The organism is Lederbergia sp. B243.17 (assembly GCF_057657925.1).
The window spans coordinates 1-20,599 of sequence record NZ_JBWBKF010000062.1; the positions used below are offsets into that span (position 1 = coordinate 1).

The 20,599-nt window shown below is 48.0% G+C and carries 17 protein-coding genes, 1 riboswitch and 1 other annotated feature; of the genes, 10 read left to right on the top strand and 7 right to left on the bottom strand.

From position 1 onward, the window contains the following. Positions 1-164: 164 nt before the first annotated feature. Complete coding sequence (gene pckA, locus AC0TWI_RS11545; RefSeq protein ID WP_488126498.1) at positions 165-1,757, bottom strand: phosphoenolpyruvate carboxykinase (ATP); 1,593 nt, start codon at positions 1,755-1,757, stop codon at positions 165-167. Between the two features lie 201 nt (positions 1,758-1,958). Next, positions 1,959-2,079: riboswitch (SAM riboswitch) on the top strand. A 133-nt stretch (positions 2,080-2,212) separates the two neighbouring features. On the opposite strand from pckA, the gene metK reads away from it, so the two are divergent. The 3 genes from metK (at position 2,213) to AC0TWI_RS11560 (ending at position 5,127) form a co-directional block, all read left to right on the top strand. Further along, positions 2,213-3,412: a methionine adenosyltransferase gene (gene metK, locus AC0TWI_RS11550; protein ID WP_488126499.1), complete on the top strand. Its 1,200-nt coding sequence runs from the start codon at positions 2,213-2,215 to the stop codon at positions 3,410-3,412. Positions 3,413-3,521: 109 nt separating this feature from the next. Next, entirely contained in the window at positions 3,522-4,154 is a 633-nt protein-coding gene (locus tag AC0TWI_RS11555; protein ID WP_488126500.1) for a helix-turn-helix domain-containing protein, read from the top strand. Positions 4,155-4,182: 28 nt separating this feature from the next. After that, the gene (locus AC0TWI_RS11560) at positions 4,183-5,127 is read left to right on the top strand and encodes an LCP family protein (RefSeq protein WP_488126501.1); all 945 of its coding nucleotides are present in this window, start codon (positions 4,183-4,185) and stop codon (positions 5,125-5,127) included. A 38-nt stretch (positions 5,128-5,165) separates the two neighbouring features. On the opposite strand, the gene aceA is transcribed toward AC0TWI_RS11560, so the two are convergent. The 3 genes from aceA to AC0TWI_RS11575 form a co-directional block, all read right to left on the bottom strand. Continuing rightward, on the bottom strand, positions 5,166-6,443 hold the full coding sequence (aceA, locus tag AC0TWI_RS11565) for an isocitrate lyase (RefSeq protein ID WP_488126502.1): 1,278 nt from the start codon (positions 6,441-6,443) through the stop codon (positions 5,166-5,168). Between the two features lie 71 nt (positions 6,444-6,514). Next, on the bottom strand, positions 6,515-6,799 hold the full coding sequence (locus AC0TWI_RS11570; RefSeq protein WP_488126503.1) for a hypothetical protein: 285 nt from the start codon (positions 6,797-6,799) through the stop codon (positions 6,515-6,517). A 37-nt stretch (positions 6,800-6,836) separates the two neighbouring features. Further along, positions 6,837-9,026 (bottom strand): malate synthase G, encoded by a 2,190-nt coding sequence (locus AC0TWI_RS11575; RefSeq protein ID WP_488126504.1) that lies wholly within the window; start codon positions 9,024-9,026, stop codon positions 6,837-6,839. Positions 9,027-9,247: 221 nt separating this feature from the next. Here AC0TWI_RS11575 and asnB point away from each other — a divergent pair, with 221 nt between their 5' ends. After that, positions 9,248-11,140: an asparagine synthase (glutamine-hydrolyzing) gene (gene asnB, locus AC0TWI_RS11580; protein WP_488126505.1), complete on the top strand. Its 1,893-nt coding sequence runs from the start codon at positions 9,248-9,250 to the stop codon at positions 11,138-11,140. Here asnB and AC0TWI_RS11585 read toward each other — a convergent pair. Both AC0TWI_RS11585 and AC0TWI_RS11590 read right to left on the bottom strand, forming a co-directional pair. Then, the gene (locus tag AC0TWI_RS11585; RefSeq protein WP_488126520.1) at positions 11,104-11,994 is read right to left on the bottom strand and encodes a C39 family peptidase; all 891 of its coding nucleotides are present in this window, start codon (positions 11,992-11,994) and stop codon (positions 11,104-11,106) included. The two genes, asnB and AC0TWI_RS11585, sit on opposite strands and share 37 nt — an antisense overlap. A 97-nt stretch (positions 11,995-12,091) precedes the next feature. Further along, positions 12,092-12,634: a gamma carbonic anhydrase gene (locus AC0TWI_RS11590; protein WP_488126506.1), complete on the bottom strand. Its 543-nt coding sequence runs from the start codon at positions 12,632-12,634 to the stop codon at positions 12,092-12,094. A 150-nt stretch (positions 12,635-12,784) separates the two neighbouring features. Here AC0TWI_RS11590 and AC0TWI_RS11595 point away from each other — a divergent pair, with 150 nt between their 5' ends. Further along, on the top strand, positions 12,785-13,594 hold the full coding sequence (locus AC0TWI_RS11595; protein WP_488126507.1) for a lysophospholipase: 810 nt from the start codon (positions 12,785-12,787) through the stop codon (positions 13,592-13,594). A gap of 35 nt (positions 13,595-13,629) precedes the next feature. Next, positions 13,630-14,727, top strand: a complete 1,098-nt coding sequence (locus tag AC0TWI_RS11600) for a tetraprenyl-beta-curcumene synthase family protein (protein ID WP_488126508.1) — start codon at positions 13,630-13,632, stop codon at positions 14,725-14,727. 32 nt (positions 14,728-14,759) lie between these two features. On the opposite strand, the gene mnmM is transcribed toward AC0TWI_RS11600, so the two are convergent. Next, complete coding sequence (gene mnmM, locus AC0TWI_RS11605) at positions 14,760-15,332, bottom strand: tRNA 5-(aminomethyl)-2-thiouridylate-methyltransferase MnmM (protein WP_488126509.1); 573 nt, start codon at positions 15,330-15,332, stop codon at positions 14,760-14,762. Positions 15,333-15,474: 142 nt separating this feature from the next. On the opposite strand from mnmM, the gene AC0TWI_RS11610 reads away from it, so the two are divergent. From AC0TWI_RS11610 to AC0TWI_RS11625, 4 genes are all read left to right on the top strand, one after another. Further along, positions 15,475-15,762 (top strand): YtzC family protein, encoded by a 288-nt coding sequence (locus tag AC0TWI_RS11610; protein ID WP_488126510.1) that lies wholly within the window; start codon positions 15,475-15,477, stop codon positions 15,760-15,762. Positions 15,763-16,196: 434 nt separating this feature from the next. Then, the gene (locus AC0TWI_RS11615; protein ID WP_488126511.1) at positions 16,197-17,399 is read left to right on the top strand and encodes an MDR family MFS transporter; all 1,203 of its coding nucleotides are present in this window, start codon (positions 16,197-16,199) and stop codon (positions 17,397-17,399) included. Between the two features lie 81 nt (positions 17,400-17,480). Then, positions 17,481-17,713: a binding site (T-box leader), on the top strand. 55 nt (positions 17,714-17,768) lie between these two features. Then, positions 17,769-20,183 (top strand): leucine--tRNA ligase, encoded by a 2,415-nt coding sequence (leuS, locus tag AC0TWI_RS11620; protein ID WP_488126512.1) that lies wholly within the window; start codon positions 17,769-17,771, stop codon positions 20,181-20,183. A gap of 26 nt (positions 20,184-20,209) precedes the next feature. Further along, positions 20,210-20,527, top strand: a complete 318-nt coding sequence (locus AC0TWI_RS11625) for a rhodanese-like domain-containing protein (RefSeq protein WP_488126513.1) — start codon at positions 20,210-20,212, stop codon at positions 20,525-20,527. Positions 20,528-20,599 lie beyond the last annotated feature (72 nt).

A 20,599-nucleotide genomic window follows, 5' to 3' on the forward strand; every position in this document is an offset into this window, starting at 1 on the left:
TGCACTTACCTGTTCGGACGAAAAAGTTACTTTGCTCATGTTATCCCCTAATCCCATATTCTTAATTTCAAGTATATAAAAAGCACCTGCAGGTTGAACACTCTTTTTTTCGAGTGTCCTACCTACAGGTACCACTTTACAGCGGGCTTCCCTTTTTTTTCTTATCAGCTGCGCCGTTTAGGTCCGCCGAGCCTTGCAATTTCTTTATCGACTTGCTCAAAACGGGAGAAGTTTTGCTGGAATTTGGCAGCCAGCTCATCTGCTTTACGGTAATAGGCTTCTTCGTCGTTCCACGTCTTTTGCGGCTGCAGCACTTCATCTGGCACTCCGGGAACATGGAGCGGGATTTCCAGTCCGAACACTTCATCTTTCGCAGTCTCTGCATTTTTCAGTTCCCCGTTCAATGCAGATTGGACCATTGAGCGTGTATAGGCTAGCCTCATCCTGCTACCGGTTCCATAGGCACCGCCCGTCCAGCCGGTGTTAACAAGATAGACTTGGACACCGTGTTCATCGATTTTCCTTCCAAGCATTTTAGCATACCTTTCTGCGGGGAGCGGCAGGAATGGCGAGCCGAAGCAAGTGGAGAATGTAGCTTCTGGCGAAGTGACGCCGCGCTCAGTTCCCGCTAGCTTGGATGTATAGCCGCTCAGGAAATGGTACATCGCCTGCTCCTTGCTCAGCTTAGAAATAGGCGGGAGGACGCCAAAGGCATCTGCTGTGAGGAAGATGATAACCGATGGGTGTCCGGCAACACTCGGCTGTACGATATTGTCGATTGCATCAATCGGATACGCAGCTCTTGTATTTTCTGTAAGCGAAATGTTTTCATAATCGGCGATTCGTGTTTGGGGATCTACGATGACGTTCTCCAGAACGGCGCCAAAAGTTATCGCATCAAAGATTTGTGGTTCTTTCTCCCTGGACAGGCCGACTGTCTTTGCATAGCAGCCACCTTCGATATTGAAAACACCGTTTGCTGACCAGCCGTGCTCATCATCGCCGATCAACCGGCGGTTTGGATCTGCCGACAAAGTCGTTTTTCCAGTACCTGAAAGGCCAAAGAAGAGCGCTACATCGCCTTCTGATCCTACGTTCGCGGAGCAGTGCATCGACAAAATCTCTTGTTCGGGCAGTTCGTAATTCATGACAGAAAAGATCGATTTTTTCATCTCGCCTGCATATTCGGTTCCCCCAATCAAGATAATTCTCTTTTCATAGGAGACGATGATGAAGGTCTCAGAATTTGTTCCATCCACTTCAGGGTCTGCCCGGAAGTGGGGGGCGCAAATGACAGTGAAATCTGCTTCATGCTCTTCCAACTCTTGCGCTGTTGGACGGATAAAGAGCTGGTGGACGAATAAATTATGCCAGGCCAGCTCGTTGATTACCCTGATCGGCATTCGGTATTTTTCATCTGCACCTGCGAAGCCGTTGAACAAAAACAGTTCATCTGTTCCTTTCAAATAATCAAGAACCTTTGTATATAAGTTGTCGAATGCCTCGGGGGAGATCGGCTGATTCACAGATCCCCAATTTATTTTGCCACTGACAGCGGTTTCATTTACAATAAATTTATCCTCAGGCGAACGGCCGGTATACTTTCCGGTCTCGACGCGAATGGCCCCGGTGGAAGTGAGGGAGCCTTCCCGGCGTTCTAGTATTTTCTCTACCAATTCGGGAACGCTGGGCTGAACTAAGACATTGTTCCCGCTCAGCAACTGCTCCAAATCAATCTTTCGCTTTAGAGAATTCATACATGTATAACCTGCCTTTTCAATTTTTATGGTTGATTTGTAATTAGTATAACACATTTGATCTATTAGTCTATACTAATGCACAAAAAAGATCTCCGGAAAACCGCTGTTTTTAAGGATTGTTCAGCTGTCCGGATGTGGTAAAGAACAAACGTTGACATTGCCTTTATACTTGCGTTATGATTGGAATTTGAACGGATACTCTTATCCTGAGATGGCGGAGGGGACAGGCCCTGTGAAACCCGGCAACCTGCTTACAGGGAATTTCCCTGTTGGAAAGGTGCTTAACCTGTTGCGAGGTTTTGGCCTCGGACGATAAGAGTGAAAGGCTCGGAGAAACGCAAACCTTTCCTCTATAGGGAAAGGTTTTTTTGCAGCTTTTTCTGCCGGATCATGAAGGAACGAGTACCGTTAAGTTAATTGGTCATAATTGACTAAGAGAAGGAGGAATTTCGATGACAAAGAATCGCCGTTTGTTTACTTCGGAATCCGTTACAGAAGGACATCCCGATAAAATATGTGATCAAATATCCGATTCGATTCTGGATGCGATTTTGGATAAGGACCCGAACGCCCGCGTCGCTTGCGAAACTTCTGTAACGACAGGGCTCGTTCTCGTGGCCGGGGAGATCTCGACAAGCACTTATGTCGATATTCCGAGGATTGTTCGGGATACGATTAAAGGGATCGGCTATACTCGCGCCAAATATGGCTTTGATGCTGAAACCTGTGCAGTATTGACGAGCATTGATGAGCAATCCGCCGATATTGCCGCAGGTGTGGACAAGGCATTGGAAGCAAGAGAAGGAAGCATGTCAGATGAAGAAATCGAGGCGATAGGTGCCGGGGACCAAGGGCTGATGTTCGGTTTTGCCTGCAATGAAACAAAGGAACTGATGCCGCTTCCGATCTCGCTTGCACATAAACTTTCGCGTCGTTTGGCAGAAGTACGCAAAGAGGAAATCCTTCCTTATCTGCGCCCGGACGGAAAGACGCAGGTGACGGTGGAATATGATGAGAATGACAAGCCAGTAAGAATCGACACGATCGTCATCTCAACCCAGCATCATCAGGAAATCAGCCTTGAGCAGATTCAGCGCAACCTGAAAGAGCATGTGATCAACCCAGTTGTTCCTGCTGAATTAATTGATGACGAGACAAAATATTTTATTAATCCGACAGGGCGCTTCGTTATCGGCGGACCGCAGGGTGATGCCGGCCTGACAGGAAGAAAGATCATTGTCGATACGTATGGCGGCTATGCACGCCATGGCGGGGGCGCGTTCTCCGGAAAAGATCCGACAAAAGTTGACCGTTCAGCTGCCTACGCTGCACGATATGTGGCAAAGAATATTGTTGCTGCAGGTCTTGCGGAGAAATGTGAAGTTCAATTGGCTTACGCGATCGGTGTTGCCCAGCCTGTATCGATTGCAGTTGACACATTTGGCACTGGTACTGTATCGGAAGAGGCACTCGTTGAAGCAATCCGGGGGAACTTTGACCTTCGTCCGGCCGGCATCATCCGGATGCTCGATCTACGTCGCCCGATCTACAAGCAGACCGCGGCATACGGACATTTTGGCCGTACAGATCTTGATTTACCTTGGGAAAGAACAGATAAGGCAGAAGCAATTCGTCAGAGTGTATCTAAATAAAGTGAAAGGGACCTGCAGTTTTTCTGCAGGTTCTTTTTTTACAGACAATGTTGACAAAATGTCAACATTGATTTATCTTATGGGCAGTAAAGAAAGGATAGGATACTGCATGGAGAGGGAAGATCACACACTTGGGTCTTTTTTGAAGAAACAGCTGCAAGAACATGGGCTTTCATTGAGGAAATTCAGTGAAACGGCTGGGATAGACGCGGCTACGATTTCCCGGATCATCAACGGAAAAAGGCAGGCGAATTTGCAGCACCTGCAGGCGTTTTCAGGATGTCTTGGAGTTCCGATGTCTGAAATGCTCAATGCGGCCGGACACGGGACCAGCGTGCGGGGCACCGAGGCAACTGATATTCAAAAATCGATCGAGTCGATCCATTATGATTTGGAATCATCCGATGTTTTGAAAGAGGAATTTTCGATTGAACTGGTAAGCAGAGAGCTGGAAGAGTTCAGGGGGCTTGCACGTACAGCGGAAGGAAAACGAAGGATTGATGAAGAATTCGAGGGGAAACTAAACAAGATCGGCAGTACGGGCCCTTTCATCAGCCGCCTCAAAGATTGGTATCGTACATTTCAACGCCGGAATGGCACTCCTTTTGATCTGGCGGTCATCGGCAGCGCACTTCTATACTTCATTATTCCAGCCGATGTCATTCCCGACTTTATTTTTCCGATCGGTTATATCGATGATGCTATTGCGGTTCAAATCGCGATGCAATCCATGAAAGGCTAAAAATTGACGTTAGGTGGTTTGGCAAATCATGCGTGCAACAAAAAAGAAAAAGGCACGAAGGCGGAAGAGGCTGGTAACACTTGCGCTGTTTTTGCTAATAGTGGTTTTGGCAGTAGGTACGTATATTGTAGTCCAGTATAATAACGGGCTATCCGCTGCAGGGGATGGACCGTATAAGGAAGACGGAAAAACATTCGAGTCGTCGTTTCAGGGGACCGAGTCACAGATCGGTGACATTAATATTTTGTTGCTCGGCAGTGATACAAGGGGAGGGGATCGAGGCAATTCTGATACACTGATGATTGCCCATTATGATCAATCATCAAATAGCATAAAGCTTGCTTCGATCATGAGGGATACGTATGTGGATATTCCTGATCATGGCATGCAAAAAATGAATGCGGCTTTTGCATTCGGCGGGCCTGAGCTTGTCCGGAAAACCCTTAAGCAAAACTTTGACATCGATATCCAATATTACGCGATTATCGATTTTGAAGGCTTCCGCAGAATTGTCGATATCATTGCTCCCGATGGAATCGAGGTAGATATCCCTTATGAAATGTCATATGGGATTGATACAACTCTGCAGCCAGGACGGCAAAGGCTTCATGGCGACCAGCTTCTTGGTTATGTTCGGTTCCGCCATGACCGCCAGAGCGATTTTGGGCGGGTGGAGAGGCAGCAAGAAGTAATGGCAAAGCTGAAGGATGAGGCGATCAGTGTGAACAGTCTCGTCCAGCTGCCAAAAATCCTCGGCTTGGCGGATCCTTATATTGAGACGAATATCAGCAAGACAACCATGCTTTCTCTCGGTAAAGCAGCCTTTACAAGCAGAAACAAGCAAGTGGAAACACTGAGAATACCGGTTGAAAATTCGTATCAGCCTGACAGGACAAGTGCCGGGGATGTACTGCGGATGGATGAGGAGACGAACAAGAGAGCGTTGAAGGAGTTCTTCTCATCGGGGGATTAAAAAAATGAAGCCTGCCGATCGGCAGGCTTCATTTTTTGTCAGGCAAATTGTTCGGCCTCCGTTGATCCGGCCAAAGCAGTAGTAGAGGAGGTGCCTCCTGAAACGACAAGAGAGACAGCGTCGAAATAACCAGTGCCAACTTCGCGTTGATGGCGGGTAGCGGTGAATCCATCCTTCTCCGAACCGAACTCTGCTTGCTGGAGCTTCGAGTATGCGGTCATGCCGGTTTCCTTATATCCTTGCGCAAGCTCGAACATGCTGTGGTTGAGCGCGTGGAAGCCAGCGAGGGTGACGAATTGAAATTTGTAGCCCATCTTGCCAAGCTCTTGCTGGAAGACGGCGATCTCTTCGTCCGATAGCTTGCTTTTCCAGTTGAACGAAGGGGAGCAGTTGTACGCGAGCAGTTTCCCTGGGAACTCTTTATGGATAGCCTCGGCGAACTGCCTTGCTTCTTCAATGTCAGGTTCGGATGTTTCGCACCAAATCATATCGGCATATGGGGCATACGCAAGGCCGCGGGCGATCGCCTGATCGAGACCGGAATTTGTATAATAGAAGCCTTCCGGACTTCTTTCCCCAGTCAGGAATCTATGGTCATAAGGGTCGGCGTCGCTTGTAATGAGGTTCGCCGCATTCGCATCCGTTCGCGCAATAATAACCGTTGGCACATCCAGTACATCGGCGGCAAGGCGGGCCGCTATCAAATGCCTGATGGCTGTTTGGGTTGGCTGCAGCACCTTCCCGCCCAAGTGGCCGCATTTTTTCTCAGAAGCAAGCTGGTCCTCCAGATGGACACCGCCGGCTCCTGCTTCGATCATGGCCTTCATAAGCTCAAAGACGTTCAATGGGCCTCCGAAGCCGGCTTCCATGTCGGCGACAATGGGGGCAAACCAGTAGATGTCGTCTTTCCCTTCGGCCTGCTGAATTTGATCTGCTCGCTGGAATGTCTGGTTGATGCGCTTGACGACCTGTGGAACGCTGTTCACCGGATAAAGGCTCTGGTCCGGATACATGTGTCCTGAGACATTCGCATCTGCGGCAACCTGCCAGCCGCTTAAATAGATCGCCTTCAGACCTGCCTTTACCTGTTGCATTGCCTGATTGCCTGTCAGCGCGCCAAGTGCGTGAACATACGCTTCGTTGTTAATCAATTTCCACAGTCTTTCAGCGCCCATTCTTGCCAGTGTATGTTCAATTACGACGGATCCCCGCAGTTTCACCACTTCTGCAGCAGAATAGGTTCGCTTAATTCCTTTCCAGCGGTCTGCTTTCCAAGATTCCTCGATTTGTTGAATTTGTTGTTCAATAGTTGGCATGTCGATCTCTCCTTTTGTTTTATAACTATAATTTTTAATTCATTAATGTTATATAACAGAGTAGACGTAAATCATTCCACATCGGCACAGCATTCCAGTACGGCTTTGTAGCTGGGGTGATCCGAACCACAGGCGCTGCATATATTATCCTCTTCCCGTTTTGGCAGAACGACGAGACCCGGCACTTTTTGCGGCTTGCAGTCGAGAGCCCCATCCTCATTTTTCTTCAACGTCAAAATTTCATTTCCATAAATGAAGGCTGTACCGTCCATCTCGTCGATCGTTCTGCCGGTTACAAGCTTTTCAATCACCCATTCCTCCACAAGCTCTCTTCCTGACATTTGTCTCTCATCCATTTTTTCCACCTCCAAATATAATAAAAAGGATCGTCCGTCAGCGCAGCGGAATACTTGCCAGTTGGGATTGTTTATACTCCTTCCGCTTCCTATGCAAAATCGGTTCCGTATAGCCATTCGGCTGTTGTCTTCCGTTAAAAACTAGCTCACATGCTGCCTGGAAGGCGATTGAACGATCATATTCAGGTGCCATTGGTGTGTAAAGCGGGTCGCCGGCATTCTGCTCATCCACGACTTTCGCCATTCGTTTCATGGTGTCCAGTACTTGGTCTTCTGTGCAGATTCGATGGTGGAGCCAGTTGGCGATATGCTGTGAGGAAATCCTTAAGGTAGCTCGGTCTTCCATCAGTCCGATATTGTGGATATCCGGTACTTTCGAGCAGCCGATCCCTTGGTCGATCCAGCGTACGACATAACCGAGGATTCCTTGAGCATTGTTATCAAGCTCCTCCTGAATCTCCTCAGGGGACCAATTGGGATTTTTGGCGATTGGAATATCCAGCATTCCTTCGCGGACATTACGGAAGGATTCGGCTAGCTGACCTTGCTGATGCCAGACATTCGTCTGATGATAATGCAGTGTGTGCAAGGTGGCGGCTGTCGGAGATGGTACCCAAGCTGTAGTGGCGCCTGCTTTGACATGAGAGATTTTTTCTTCAAGCATCGCAGCCATCCTGTCAGGCATTGCCCACATTCCCTTGCCGATTTGCGCCAGCCCAGGCAACCCCGACCGAAGCCCGTTAGCAACATTGGAAGTTTCATAGGATTTCAGCCAATTGCACCCTTTCATGTCCTGTTTGCGGACCATGACGCCTGCCTCCATTGATGTATGGATTTCGTCTCCGGTTCGGTCGAGGAAGCCTGTATTGATAAAGAAAATCCGACCTTTCACCTTCTTGATGCAAGCCTTCAGATTGAGGGAAGTACGGCGCTCTTCATCCATGAGACCGATTTTAATTGTATGTCTATCGAGTCCGAATACATCTTCAACCCGATTAAAAAGCACATTGGCAAAAGCAGCTTCTTCGGGTCCGTGCATTTTCGGCTTTACGATATAGATGGCTCCGGATTTGGAGTTTTTTCTAGTCGTGTTTCCACGGAGATCATGCAGTGCGCAAAGGCTCGTCACGATTGCATCGACGATTCCTTCAGGAACCTCCTCACCATTTTCAAACAGGATCATCGGCGTCGCCATCAAGTGGCCGACATTGCGGACAAGCATTAATGAACGCCCTTTCAATTTCAGGTGGTCTCCGGCCGGATCACGGAATATCCGATCCTCATGGAGTGTGCGGTGAACTTTTTCCTTCCCTTTTGTGAAAATGGAATAAAGGGTGCCCTTCATGAGACCGAGCCAGTTGCGGTACAACTGTACTTTGTCTTCAGCATCAACAGCAGCGACAGAGTCCTCAAAATCGATGATTGTCGATAAGGCGGCTTCAAGGCATATGTCCTTCATGCCCGCTTTATCTGACTGGCCAATCGGATGCCGGCGGTTGATTTGGATTTCAACATGCAGTCCATTATGCTTCAGCAGCACGGAAGATGGGTGTTCTGGATGTCCAAGGTATCCGGTGAATTGGTGCGGTTCAGTGAGTCCTACTTTCGGCTGGCCGGCAGTCTCAGCAAACAGACTTTCGTTATCAATGTAGTAGCGGACGGTATCATGGTGGCTTGCATCTTGGAGGGGGAATGTCTCATCTAAGAAGGTTTTCGCGAACTCGATCACTTTCTGGCCGCGTTCCGGGTTGTAGGTGGCGGTTTTTTCGGCTCCATTTTCTTCGCTTATTGCATCGGTGCCGTATAGGGCATCGTAGAGGCTGCCCCATCTTGCATTGGCTGCATTAATGGCGTATCTTGCATTGCTGACAGGGACGACGAGCTGCGGTCCGGCTTGCCTGGCGATTTCATCATCAATATGTTGTGTGCAGATGTTGAAGTCGTCCGGTTCCGGCTCCATGTAGCCGATCGAATCGAGAAAGTTTTTGTATTCCTCTCCGGTGCTTTCCCCGCTGTTTTGTCTGTGCCAGTCATCGATCTTTTCTTGAAGCGCTTTCCTTTTTTCCAAAAGCGAAAAGTTTTTCGGTGAGAGATCGAGGATCAATTGGCTTGACTTTTTCCAAAATTCTCCGGTGTCAATACCTGTGCCTGGCAGCGCCTCCTTTTCAATGAAGTTGCGGAGAATCGGATCTACCTGTAAACCGTGTATTTTTTCATACTGAAGCAAATACTTCTCCTCCTTTTTCTCGTGTGTTATAAAACAGATATACTGTATAGTTGTTACTATATAACACAGCTTCTAAAAAAGGAACCCCTTTTTTGAAAAATTTAAAAATGGGCAGAAGTATTTTTTTTCGGTCTGTGCGTTTTTGACTGCCCAAATCGCCGGATTAATGGTAGTATAGTTCAGTGTAAGCTTGAATTTAAGTGGAGTAGGTGACTTTTGCAATGTGCGGTTTTATCGGCTGTATCCATGACCAGGCGAGGGAAAATCAGCAACCGGATGAGCAGCAGTTCAAGCTCATGAATGATGCGATTACCCATCGTGGTCCAGATGATGAAGGATATTTTCAAGATGAACATATACAATTTGGCTTCCGCCGCTTGAGCATCATTGATATTGAAAGCGGGCAGCAGCCTCTTCCTTATGAGAATGAAAGATATTGGATCATTTTTAACGGAGAAGTTTATAATTTCGTTGAATTAAGAGAAGAGCTCGTGAAAGAAGGGCTTACGTTTGAAACGGCATCCGATACGGAGGTAATCATTGCCCTTTACAGCCATCTCGGAACAAAAGCGGTAGAAAAGCTGCGCGGGATGTTTGCTTTTATGATTTGGGACAAAGAAAAGCAGGAACTGTTCGGCGCGCGCGATCCATTCGGCATCAAGCCTTTCTTCTACAGAGAGGAGTCCGGTCGAACCCTGTTCGCTTCTGAAAAGAAAAGCATGTTGCTGGCGATGGAAAAGGGCGAAATGAATCCAGAGGCGCTGCAGCAATACATGACCTACCAATTTGTGCCGGAACCGGATTCGATGACAAGCGGTATCAAGAAGCTTGAACCGGGCCACTTTTTCATAAAAAAACCAGGCGGTCCGATGAAAATCGAACGTTATTGGCGGGCAAAATTCCGTCCTGTCCAGAAAACAGAAGGTGAATACATCCAGCAAATCAAAGACGTAATGTTCGATTCGGTTAATCTTCATATGAGAAGTGATGTACCGGTCGGTTCCTTCTTGTCAGGCGGGATTGACTCATCGATCATCGCTTCGATCGCCAAGCAGTTCCATCCGAATATCAAGACATTTTCCGTTGGCTTTGAGCGGAATGGCTTCAGTGAAATCGACGTGGCAAAAGAGACTGCCGATAAACTCGGTGTAGAAAACATCAGCTATGTCATTTCTCCTGAAGAATATATGGCCGAGCTGCCTAAAATCATGTGGTATATGGATGACCCGCTTGCAGATCCGGCTTGTGTGCCGCTTTATTTCGTGGCGAGGGAAGCACGGAAGCATGTGACGGTCGTTCTGTCGGGTGAAGGCGCGGATGAATTGTTCGGAGGCTATAACATTTACCGTGAACCCCAGTCACTGGAAGTGTTCAACAAGATTCCTGCGGCAGGAAAATCTGTCTTGCGGGCGCTGGCAAAAGCTCTTCCGGAAGGCGTGAAAGGTAAAAGCTTCCTTGAGCGCGGTGTGACGCCGATGGAGGAACGGTATATCGGCAATGCGAAAATGTTTGACGAGGCGGAAAAGCGAAAATTGCTGAAGCAGTATAATTCCAAGCTTGATTACCGCGATGTCACAAGGCCACTTTACGCAGAGACTGAGGGATATGATCCAGTCGACCGGATGCAGTTCATCGACATCCATACATGGATGCGCGGCGATATTCTGCTGAAGGCGGATAAAATGACGATGGCCAACTCCTTGGAGCTTCGTGTGCCATTCCTTGATAAAGAAGTGTTCGAGGTAGCGTCTAAAATACCGACAAGCCTGAAAACGGCAGACGGCACGACGAAATATATTTTACGAAAAGCTGCCGAAGGCATCGTTCCGGATCACGTGCTGAACCGGAAAAAACTCGGTTTCCCTGTGCCGATCCGCCATTGGCTAAAAGATGAGATGCATGATTGGGCTGTAAACATCATCAAAAACAGCGGAACCGATCATATTATCGACAAGCAATATGTATTGAATCTCCTTGAGGCCCATTGCCAAGGAAAGCTGGACTACAGCCGGAAGATCTGGACGGTTCTTGTCTTCATGATCTGGCATGCTGTCTATGTTGAAGAGCAATATGATTTTCAAACACAATTTAAAAAAGCCGGCGCCGTCGTTTGATTCGTAAACGTCAGCGCCTGGCTTCCCATTTGCACCCATGCTGCGGCAAATTCGCTGATGGGTGCTTTTTTGTTTTTTTTGCCTGTAAGCGGGTCGTTGAAATAGATAAATTGCTTGTCATACCCTGTTACCAAAACAGAATGCTCTTTCCGGGTGACACGAATCGGACCGCTTTCGGTCTGCCATGTTTCAAAAAACGAATCATCCAGCTCCTTGTATGCGGTATTAATGATCACCCAGACCGGTCTGCCATCCGATAGGGGAATTTTCAGTTCATCAAAATCGCGTCCCGTCATGTTGACGATCTGTCCGGGCATGTAGGTTTCGGCCAGGTCCATAATTGGCTCATTATAAACGCCTAGTCCAGGTTTGCTATAGGAATAGATGCTTCCGACAAAGCCTGTATGCGGATTGCCGAAGTGTACTTGCCCATTGATTACCTTCCTGGTAGAAGGGTCCTTTTTAATTTCTTCGGCCAGTCTCATTTTGTCCGTCTCAATTCCCGCGCTGCCAAGGAGCATCGCGAGCGCAGTCACTTCACAGCCGCGCGGAAGTTCCGGCATTTGGTTTATAATCGGTGCGTCGATCAGCACAGATTCTGCGATTTCAATCAGCGTCGGGCTTCCGGCTGGGGCAGCCGCACCATTTTTTCCGATCGGGGGCACGCTTTCCTGCTTGAGAAAGGAGAGTGAAGGGGCGCTGTATAGAAAAATAGCCCCGGCAAAGAGACAGATAGCGGCAATGGAAAGGAAAGCAGAAAGAGCCGGACGGTATTTATAGCCGACCCATAAAAAGATAATAATAAGGCCGATGCCTGCCAACAGCAGAGGAATTGTATCAATCAAGATATTCAGCACCTTTGCAAAAAACTGCAGATGCGACTAATGGCATCTGTCTATAGTCATTATCGGCAGAAACGATCTTTTTTTCAAGCAGCAAATTGACGTTTGCTTATTTAGAGCGGAAACTGTATTCGTTCTGTTCCTCCACGGACTTATAATAGGCTCCCTTTTCAGCGTATTCCCGGACAATTCGTTCCATATCCTTGATGTCTTCCTCGGTCAGGTCGCGGACGACTTTGGCAGGGCGGCCAAAGGCTAAAGTTCGGGGCGGAATCTTTTTACCTTGGGGAACGAGGCTCCCTGCTCCAATAAAAGCTCCTTCACCAATTTCTGCTTTGTCGAGAACGATGGAGCCCATGCCGATCAGCGCCTGTTTCCGAATGATGCAGCTATGTAAAATGACACTGTGCCCAACAGTCACTTCGTCTTCAAGGATAAGTGGGTTATCGGGACTTTGGTGGAGAACAGAATTATCTTGAACGTTCACTTTAGAACCGATGATTGTCGGAGCAACATCGCCCCGGATGACCGTGTTGAACCAAATGCTCGATTCGCTTCCGATTACAACATCACCTGTTACGGTCGCATCCTTTGCGATAAAAGCGGAAGGATCAATTTCAGGCATCTTGCCGTTATATGGATAAATGGCCATGCATGCTTCACTCGCTTTCTGTCGATTGTCTGCCTCTATTCTAGCCCAAAGTCCAAGGGATGTGTGAACAAATGGAAACAAAAAAGGCTTAGAGGGTACAATAAAGGGAATTCGGATTAGAAAAGATACAGGTGAAGAGGAGGCAGTACGATGAGAGTATGGGAAGCGGATGAGGCGAAGGCCGTCATTGTCCTTGTCCACGGGGCAATGGAACATCATGGGCGTTACGGCTGGCTGATCGAAATGTGGAGGATGTCCGGCTACCATGTAGTGGCCGGGGACTTACCGGGCCAGGGGCTGACAACAAGGTCGCAGCGAGGGCATGTCGACTCCTTCCAGGAATATGTAACGGAGATCCAAAGCTGGCTTGGGAAGGCGCGGGAATACTGCCTGCCTATTTTTTTACTCGGCCACAGTATGGGCGGCCTTTCTGTCATCCGGCTCTTGCAGACGACAGATGAAAGAGTAGACGGCGTTATCCTGTCATCACCTTGTTTGGGGCTTGAAGTCTATCCGCCTACACCGCTTAATGCTCTTTCGGTCGGGCTAAACTGGATTGCTCCGGAATTGAAAGTGAGCAGCAATCTTGTCGGTGTGGAAATGGTTACGAGGAACGATGAAGTAAAGGAACGGGCGATGAATGATAGTCTCTATGTCAGAAAAGTATCAATCCGCTGGTATCGTGAACTGTTGAAAGCAATGAAAGCTGCCTTCGCACAGCTGCCCGATTTGCCGGATGTTCCCTTTTTGGTTTTGCAGGGAGGCGATGATAAAATCGTGGATAAGCTTGAAGTGCGCAAGTGGATCAATCAGGCGGAACTGACAGAAAAGGTTTATAAGGAGTGGAAGAATTGCTACCACGAAGTGTTCAACGAGCCTGAGAAGGATGTCATTTTCAATTATGCGAAAGCCTTTGCCGACCAGCAGCTGGAACTTATCGGCTTCACTCCGCGTCATTGAAATTTTGTGTTTAGATTGAATGGAGATGAAACCCAATGGCATTGCCAGCAAACCCGCTTAGATTAATGAAGGAAATTTACCGGAATGTCATGCCAGCCGTACATAGGGAGTTGGATGGATGGCAGAGAAGGGCAGGAAAGATTCCGAACTTGGAATTGAGAAATCAGGCACTTGCCAGCATCCGGGATAAAACATTCCATTGTGAAGGCGGATCGATTATGGCGCTGGCGGCACTTGAAGGCCGGTCGGAAGCGATCCGTTTTATCGTGGCCTATCAGACGATCAGCGATTATCTCGACAATCTGTGTGACCGGAGCACGTCACTCGACCCAGCTGACTTTGCTGCTCTGCATGAATCGATGCCTGACGCACTGACGCCCGGTGCGAAGCCGAATGACTATTACCGATGCAGGCGCGACCGGGACGATGGCGGCTATTTAACGTCACTCGTCCTCGAGTGCCAGTCTGTTTTGGGAAAATTGCGGCACTACGAATTGATCCGCCCTTACTTGCTCGAGCTCTGCTCCTATTATTGCGAGCTGCAAGTCCATAAACATGTAAGAGCCGAGGAGAGGGAGGAACGGCTGCAAAAATGGTTTGCCGCCAAAGGGGCATCGCTTCCTGAAATGGGCTGGCATGAATTTGCGGCCTGCTCCGGTTCCACGCTTGGCATCTTTTGCCTGGTTTCATATGCATTCCGAAGAGATTTTGCAATGGAGCATGCACGCATGATCAGGGAAGGTTATTTTCCGTATATCCAAGGCTTACACATACTTCTAGATTATTTCATTGATCAGGAAGAAGACCGGACGTGCGGAGATTTGAATTTTTGCAGTTATTATGTGAGCAACGCGGAGATGATGAATCGATTCATCCATTTTCTTGAAGAGGCGGATAGGCATACAAACAGGCTCCCAGACATGCAATTCCATCGCCTATTGAATAGGGGGCTGCTCGGCATCTATCTGTCGGATGAAAAAGTGAATGAGCAAAAGGAAGTCAAAAAAATGGCAGCGGCCATTATGAAGAAGGGCGGACCGGTCGGCTATTTCTTTTATTGGAATGGAAAGGCTTATCGTAAAATCCAGAAGCTTTTCACCGGTTCTGCCAAAAAAGCTGCAGATGCATTATAAAACCGCCGCAAAAGAAATTGCGGCGGTTCGTTTTATCTTTTTTCAATCGCCAAAATAAAGGGCGGACTGTTTTTCTGATTGATGAATTCGTACTGGAGAACATGGACCGTGTTTTGGTCCAGTGATGACGCATATTCAAGAAGACTGTCGCGCTCGATGTCACCGCCGGGATGGCCGTGGTAAACAACGATGATGATCGTCCCGCCCTTTGGCAAAAGAGGGATGAGCTGCTCGATTGCCGAAACAGTCGTCTCAGGTTTCGTAATGATCGACTTGTCACCGCCGGGCAAATAGCCAAGGTTGAAAATGGCTCCTGTTATTTTTCTTTGTCTATCTACTGGAATAAATTGAAGGATTTGCTCGTGGCCCGCGTGAAACAGCGTGATTCGCTCGGCCATCTGTTCATCCTCAGCTAGCCGCTTCGTGTTGCGGATTGCCTCCTCTTGTATATCAAAGCTGTATACGTGGCCGTTCTCACCGACAAGTTCAGCCAAAAATACCGTATCATTGCCGTTTCCGGCTGTCGCATCTACGACCATATCGCCGGGCCTTACGCTTCGCTGCAGAACCATCCGTGCAAATGAAAGTACTCTTTCCAAATTCATCCCCCATACCCCCCGCAAGCTTTTACGCAAAAACATACAAAAACATACAAAAAATTGTAACATATTGCAGGCTGTTTGAGAACACACTAGTGAGGAACATCTTTTCCGTATGTTCAAATTCGCGGCAGAGGAAGGGATCAGCATGGCAACAAGACAATCGGTAACAGACTGTCTCAATCGCTGTCAGGAAGCTATTTCTTTCGCCTCGGACCAATATACTGAAGGATGCCGGCAGGAGAGTTATCGGGATGCTCAGTACAGCGACGCTTTGCTCGGTTTGGATCAGTCCGTTGCAGATCTGGAAAAGCTGAAGGACAGCGCCAATGATCAGCAGCGTGAAATGCTCGACCGGATGAGAATCCAAGTGCAGGATCTGCAAAACAGAATGATTTTGCTCGACCATGGGGTTCCAGCTTACACGCTGCATTGAATTGCCCTTCTCCTGATCATTGTTAAGTGTAGAAAAAGGTGCTGGAAATCAATTTTGATTTCCAGCACTTTTGGTTATTTAGAAGAGGTATTCGTTGGTTACTACTGTACCGTATAGAATGATGTTGTTTAGAAAATCAGTGAAAACAGCTCTATTGGTAAAAAATCATGAATTAAGATGGAAGCCGGCCTGCAAAAAGAGCGGTTTGTAGAACTGTAACTTGTGGAAAAGCGCCTGCACGCCGCCGCCGGCCGCTAAGAAGGAAGCCCGGTCACAATGGTTTTTATGTGCAGGAAAGCCGTGCTTTCAATGGCTTAAATTTACAGAATTAACTTTTATCAAGGAACTTGAAAATACCTATTGCACCCGCACTCCAAAAGGAATAGAATTGCTTTGGCAATCGAAATAATTAGGTGAAAGGGTGCGGTGGGAACATGCCTAAAGCCTTGTGGCTCTTAGTAATCGGGATGCTTGTCAACGTGACAGGCACTTCTTTTTTATGGCCGCTGAATGCGATTTATATTCACGACCATCTTGGAAAATCCCTGTCTGTTGCAGGACTTGTGTTGATGGCGAATTCAGCAGCCAGTGTAGTCGGAAATTTATTGGGCGGCATTCTTCATGATAAGATCGGCGGATACAAATCCATCCTTCTTGGCATCAGCATTTCTGTCGGTGCCTTGACGGGAATGACATTTTGGCATGGATGGCCTCATTACGTTATTTTTCTGACGTTGCTTGGTCTTGGCGGCGGGATCATTTTCCCTTCGGTTTATGCAATGGCGGGATCGGTCTGGAAAGAAGGCGGACGAAAAGCATTCAACGCGATCTACGTTGCTCAGAATGCAGGCGTCGCAATCGGTTCAGCATCGGGTGGATTTGTCGCATCCTTTTCATTTGACTATATATTTGCAGCGAATTTGTTCATGTTTATCGTGTTCTTATTCATTGCAGTATTCGGATACAAAAACATCGGCGGTAGTGGCATGACTCAATCAAACGTGCTGCAGGAAGCAAAGCCTGTTAAAAGCAGGGGCAAACTGTATGCATTGATGATTCTATGCGGTGCCTATTTGCTTGGATGGGTCGGCTATGTGCAGTGGCAGTCGACCATCGCGGCGTATACACAGGAAGTGAATATATCTCTGGCGCAATATAGTGTACTTTGGACAATTAACGGGGCACTGATCGTGTTGGCACAACCACTCTTGCAGCTCGTACTAAAAAAGGTAAGAAACAGTTTGAAGGGCCAGATGGTTACAGGCTTTCTGATTTTCATCGTCTCCTTTTTCATAGCGGGCAATGCAAATGAGTTTAAAGGGTTTGCCGCAGCAATGATCATCCTGACAATCGGTGAGATGCTTGTATGGCCGGTCATTCCGACAATTGCCGACCAGCTTGCTCCGAAAGGCCGGGAAGGTTTTTACCAGGGGATTGTTAACAGTACCGCAACAGGAGGCAGGATGATCGGGCCGCTGCTCGGCGGCATCCTCGTCGACATGTACGGCATGAGAGTGCTGTTCGGCTTCTTGATTGCCTTGCTGGTCATCGCGATCGGCTGTGCAGTCCTCTATGACCGCCCGCTCAAAGCATCCAGAAAGAAAGAGGAGCCGGCCATCGTGGAAAGCCATGTTTAGTCGGCAACTCGCCTATTTTTCAAGAAAAACTTGAAACCGGGTATAAGATTGGCTACAATGGGAACTATCTACAATAAAGATACTGAAACGTTAAGAGTGGATCAGTAGCAAAGACATCCTGTTCAGAGAGTTGGCGGAAGGTGGGAGCCAATCAGGATCCATTGTGAACTCGCCATTCATGTTGTCCGGGTGAACGGCTGGCATCAGGCTAATCCCAGTAATCCGTACCGTTTTCCGCGTTAAGGAGCAATGAGCGGATGCGTAGTGCATCAATGTGGGTGGTACCACGGGAGATTCAGCCTCTCGTCCCAGGATTTTTTCCAGGACGGGAGGTTTTTTGTTTTTTTAGTATTGAAAGGAGCAAACAAGATGAACTTTGATCACAGGAAGATTGAGAAAAAGTGGCAGAAATACTGGGAGGAAAACAAAACATTCAAACTGGATGCAGACGGGAAAGGCGATAAGTTTTACGCTTTGGATATGTTCCCTTATCCATCGGGAGCCGGACTCCATGTCGGCCATCCAGAAGGGTATACGGCGACGGATATCCTGTCCAGAATGAAAAGGATGCAGGGCTATGATGTGCTTCATCCGATCGGCTGGGATGCGTTCGGACTTCCTGCAGAGCAGTATGCGCTTGATACAGGAAATGACCCTGCTGAATTCACTCAGCACAATATTGAAACGTTCAAGCGGCAAATCAAGTCGCTCGGTTTTTCATATGATTGGGACCGGGAGATCAACACGACTGATCCCGGCTATTATAAATGGACGCAGTGGATTTTCCTTAAATTGTTTGAAAAAGGTCTGGCCTATGTCGACGAAGTGCCTGTCAACTGGTGCCCGGCGCTTGGTACGGTTCTTGCTAACGAAGAAGTGATTGACGGGAAAAGTGAAAGAGGCGGACACCCTGTTGAACGCCGGCCGATGAGGCAATGGATTTTGCGCATCACAAAATACGCCGACCGTTTGCTCGATGACCTTGAAGAGCTTGATTGGCCGGAGAGCATCAAAGATATGCAGCGCAACTGGATCGGCCGCTCCGAGGGGGCTGAGGTCCACTTCAAAATCGACGGGCATGAAGGGGATTTCACGGTATTCACGACTAGGCCTGATACACTTTTCGGCGCCACTTATGCAGTCCTTGCCCCTGAGCACCCGCTTGTGGAAAAAATTACGACCGGCGAACATAAAGAAGAAGTTCAGTCTTACCTAGACAATATCAAGGCGAAAAGTGATTTGGAGCGTACAGATCTGGCGAAGGACAAAACAGGAGTGTTTACCGGCGCCTATGCGATCAACCCGGTTTCCGGCGGAAAAATCCCGATTTGGATTGCCGATTATGTTTTGATGAGCTACGGAACCGGAGCAATCATGGCGGTTCCTGCTCATGATGAGCGCGACTTTGAGTTCGCAAAGAAATTTGGCCTTGAAATCAAAGAGGTGGTCGCTGGCGGAGATGTTGAAAAAGAAGCCTACACAGGCGACGGCCCTCACGTTCAATCCGGTTTCCTTGATGGATTGAAAAAGGAGGAGGCCATCTCGAAGATGATCTCCTGGCTTGAGGAAAAAGGGGCCGGCGAGAAAAAGGTCACATATCGTCTTCGCGACTGGTTATTCAGCCGCCAGCGCTACTGGGGCGAGCCAATACCTGTAATCCATTGGGAAGACGGTACAACAACAGGCGTACCAGAAGAAGAACTTCCAGTCATGCTTCCGGTAACTGATCATATTCAACCGTCCGGTACAGGCGAGTCACCGCTTGCTAACATCTCTGAATGGCTGAACGTTGTTGATCCTGTTACCGGCAAAAAAGGCCGGAGGGAGACCAACACAATGCCGCAGTGGGCGGGAAGCTGCTGGTATTATCTGCGCTACATCGATCCGCATAATGATAAAGCACTTGCGGATGAAGAGCTGTTGAAGAAATGGCTGCCGGTCGATATTTATATCGGAGGGGCAGAGCATGCGGTGCTCCATTTGCTGTACGCCCGTTTCTGGCATAAATTCCTCTATGATATCGGTGTTGTGCCGACGAAGGAGCCTTTCCAGAAGCTCTTTAACCAAGGAATGATTCTTGGAGAAAACAATGAAAAAATGAGTAAATCAAAAGGGAATGTTGTCAACCCGGATGATATTGTTGAAAGCCACGGAGCCGATACGCTGAGAATGTATGAAATGTTCATGGGACCGCTTGAAGGTTCGATCGCATGGTCGACAACCGGACTTGATGGCTCCCGCCGTTTCCTCGACCGCATTTGGCGCTTGCTGGTGGATGAAGATGGAAAATTGACAGACAAAGTGAAAGAAGGCGCGGGGCCAGAGCTTGAGAAGGTTTATCATCAGACGGTTAAAAAAGTGACAGAGGACTATGAGAACCTTGGCTACAATACGGCCATTTCCCAATTGATGGTATTTATCAATGAGGCATATAAAGCGGACGTATTGCCAAAGGAATACATCGAAGGATTCGTAAAACTACTCTCTCCAATCGCCCCGCATATAGCAGAAGAATTATGGGAAAAATTGGGCCATGAAGGCACGATTTCTTATGAAAAGTGGCCGGTGTATGATTCTACAAAACTGGTCGATAATGAAGTGGAAATTGTTATACAAGTAAACGGGAAAGTACGGACGAAGTTGAAGACGAACCGCGATGCTACGAAAGAAGAACTTGAGCAGCTTGCAAAAGCCGATGACAAGGTCCTGGAAATGATTGAAGGGAAAACAATCCGCAAAATCATCGCTGTACCGGGCAAGCTCGTCAACATCGTGGCGAATTAACGGGCATACTAGGAAGGATGAAAGAGATGGCAGATTTTAAAGACATCACACCTGAAGAAGTGGAAGAAAAGCTGAACAATGGCGAGACGCTTTATATGATTGACGTCCGGGAAAATGATGAGGTTGCAGAAGGGATGATCCCTGGTGCCGTCCATATCCGGATGGGTGAGATCCCCGAGAATCTCAGCAAACTCGATAAAGATCAGGAATACATCATGATCTGCCGTTCAAGCGGACGAAGCGGACGCGTATGTGAATACATGGCAGAGCAAGGTTATAACGTAATCAACATGGTTGGCGGCATGCTGCAGTGGCAGGGGCCGCTCGATCCTAAAAGTCGATAAAGTGTCTAAAAACGGTTCCCGTTAATGGGAGCCGTTTTTTAATAGAAAGAAGGGATTAAGAAGTATTTGTCG

What these genes read in the sequence shown, in the direction of transcription:
- leuS (WP_488126512.1), top strand. Translation starts at nt 17,769, where the DNA reads ATGAACTTTGATCACAGGAAGATTGAGAAAAAGTGGCAGAAATACTGG.
- pckA (WP_488126498.1), bottom strand. Translation starts at nt 1,757, where the DNA reads ATGAATTCTCTAAAGCGAAAGATTGATTTGGAGCAGTTGCTGAGCGGG.
- mnmM (WP_488126509.1), bottom strand. Translation starts at nt 15,332, where the DNA reads ATGAATTTGGAAAGAGTACTTTCATTTGCACGGATGGTTCTGCAGCGA.
- AC0TWI_RS11595 (WP_488126507.1), top strand. Translation starts at nt 12,785, where the DNA reads ATGAGAGTATGGGAAGCGGATGAGGCGAAGGCCGTCATTGTCCTTGTC.
- AC0TWI_RS11610 (WP_488126510.1), top strand. Translation starts at nt 15,475, where the DNA reads ATGGCAACAAGACAATCGGTAACAGACTGTCTCAATCGCTGTCAGGAA.
- AC0TWI_RS11600 (WP_488126508.1), top strand. Translation starts at nt 13,630, where the DNA reads ATGGCATTGCCAGCAAACCCGCTTAGATTAATGAAGGAAATTTACCGG.
- AC0TWI_RS11555 (WP_488126500.1), top strand. Translation starts at nt 3,522, where the DNA reads ATGGAGAGGGAAGATCACACACTTGGGTCTTTTTTGAAGAAACAGCTG.
- AC0TWI_RS11615 (WP_488126511.1), top strand. Translation starts at nt 16,197, where the DNA reads ATGCCTAAAGCCTTGTGGCTCTTAGTAATCGGGATGCTTGTCAACGTG.
- AC0TWI_RS11590 (WP_488126506.1), bottom strand. Translation starts at nt 12,634, where the DNA reads ATGGCCATTTATCCATATAACGGCAAGATGCCTGAAATTGATCCTTCC.
- asnB (WP_488126505.1), top strand. Translation starts at nt 9,248, where the DNA reads ATGTGCGGTTTTATCGGCTGTATCCATGACCAGGCGAGGGAAAATCAG.
- AC0TWI_RS11625 (WP_488126513.1), top strand. Translation starts at nt 20,210, where the DNA reads ATGGCAGATTTTAAAGACATCACACCTGAAGAAGTGGAAGAAAAGCTG.
- metK (WP_488126499.1), top strand. Translation starts at nt 2,213, where the DNA reads ATGACAAAGAATCGCCGTTTGTTTACTTCGGAATCCGTTACAGAAGGA.
- aceA (WP_488126502.1), bottom strand. Translation starts at nt 6,443, where the DNA reads ATGCCAACTATTGAACAACAAATTCAACAAATCGAGGAATCTTGGAAA.
- AC0TWI_RS11570 (WP_488126503.1), bottom strand. Translation starts at nt 6,799, where the DNA reads ATGGATGAGAGACAAATGTCAGGAAGAGAGCTTGTGGAGGAATGGGTG.
- AC0TWI_RS11560 (WP_488126501.1), top strand. Translation starts at nt 4,183, where the DNA reads ATGCGTGCAACAAAAAAGAAAAAGGCACGAAGGCGGAAGAGGCTGGTA.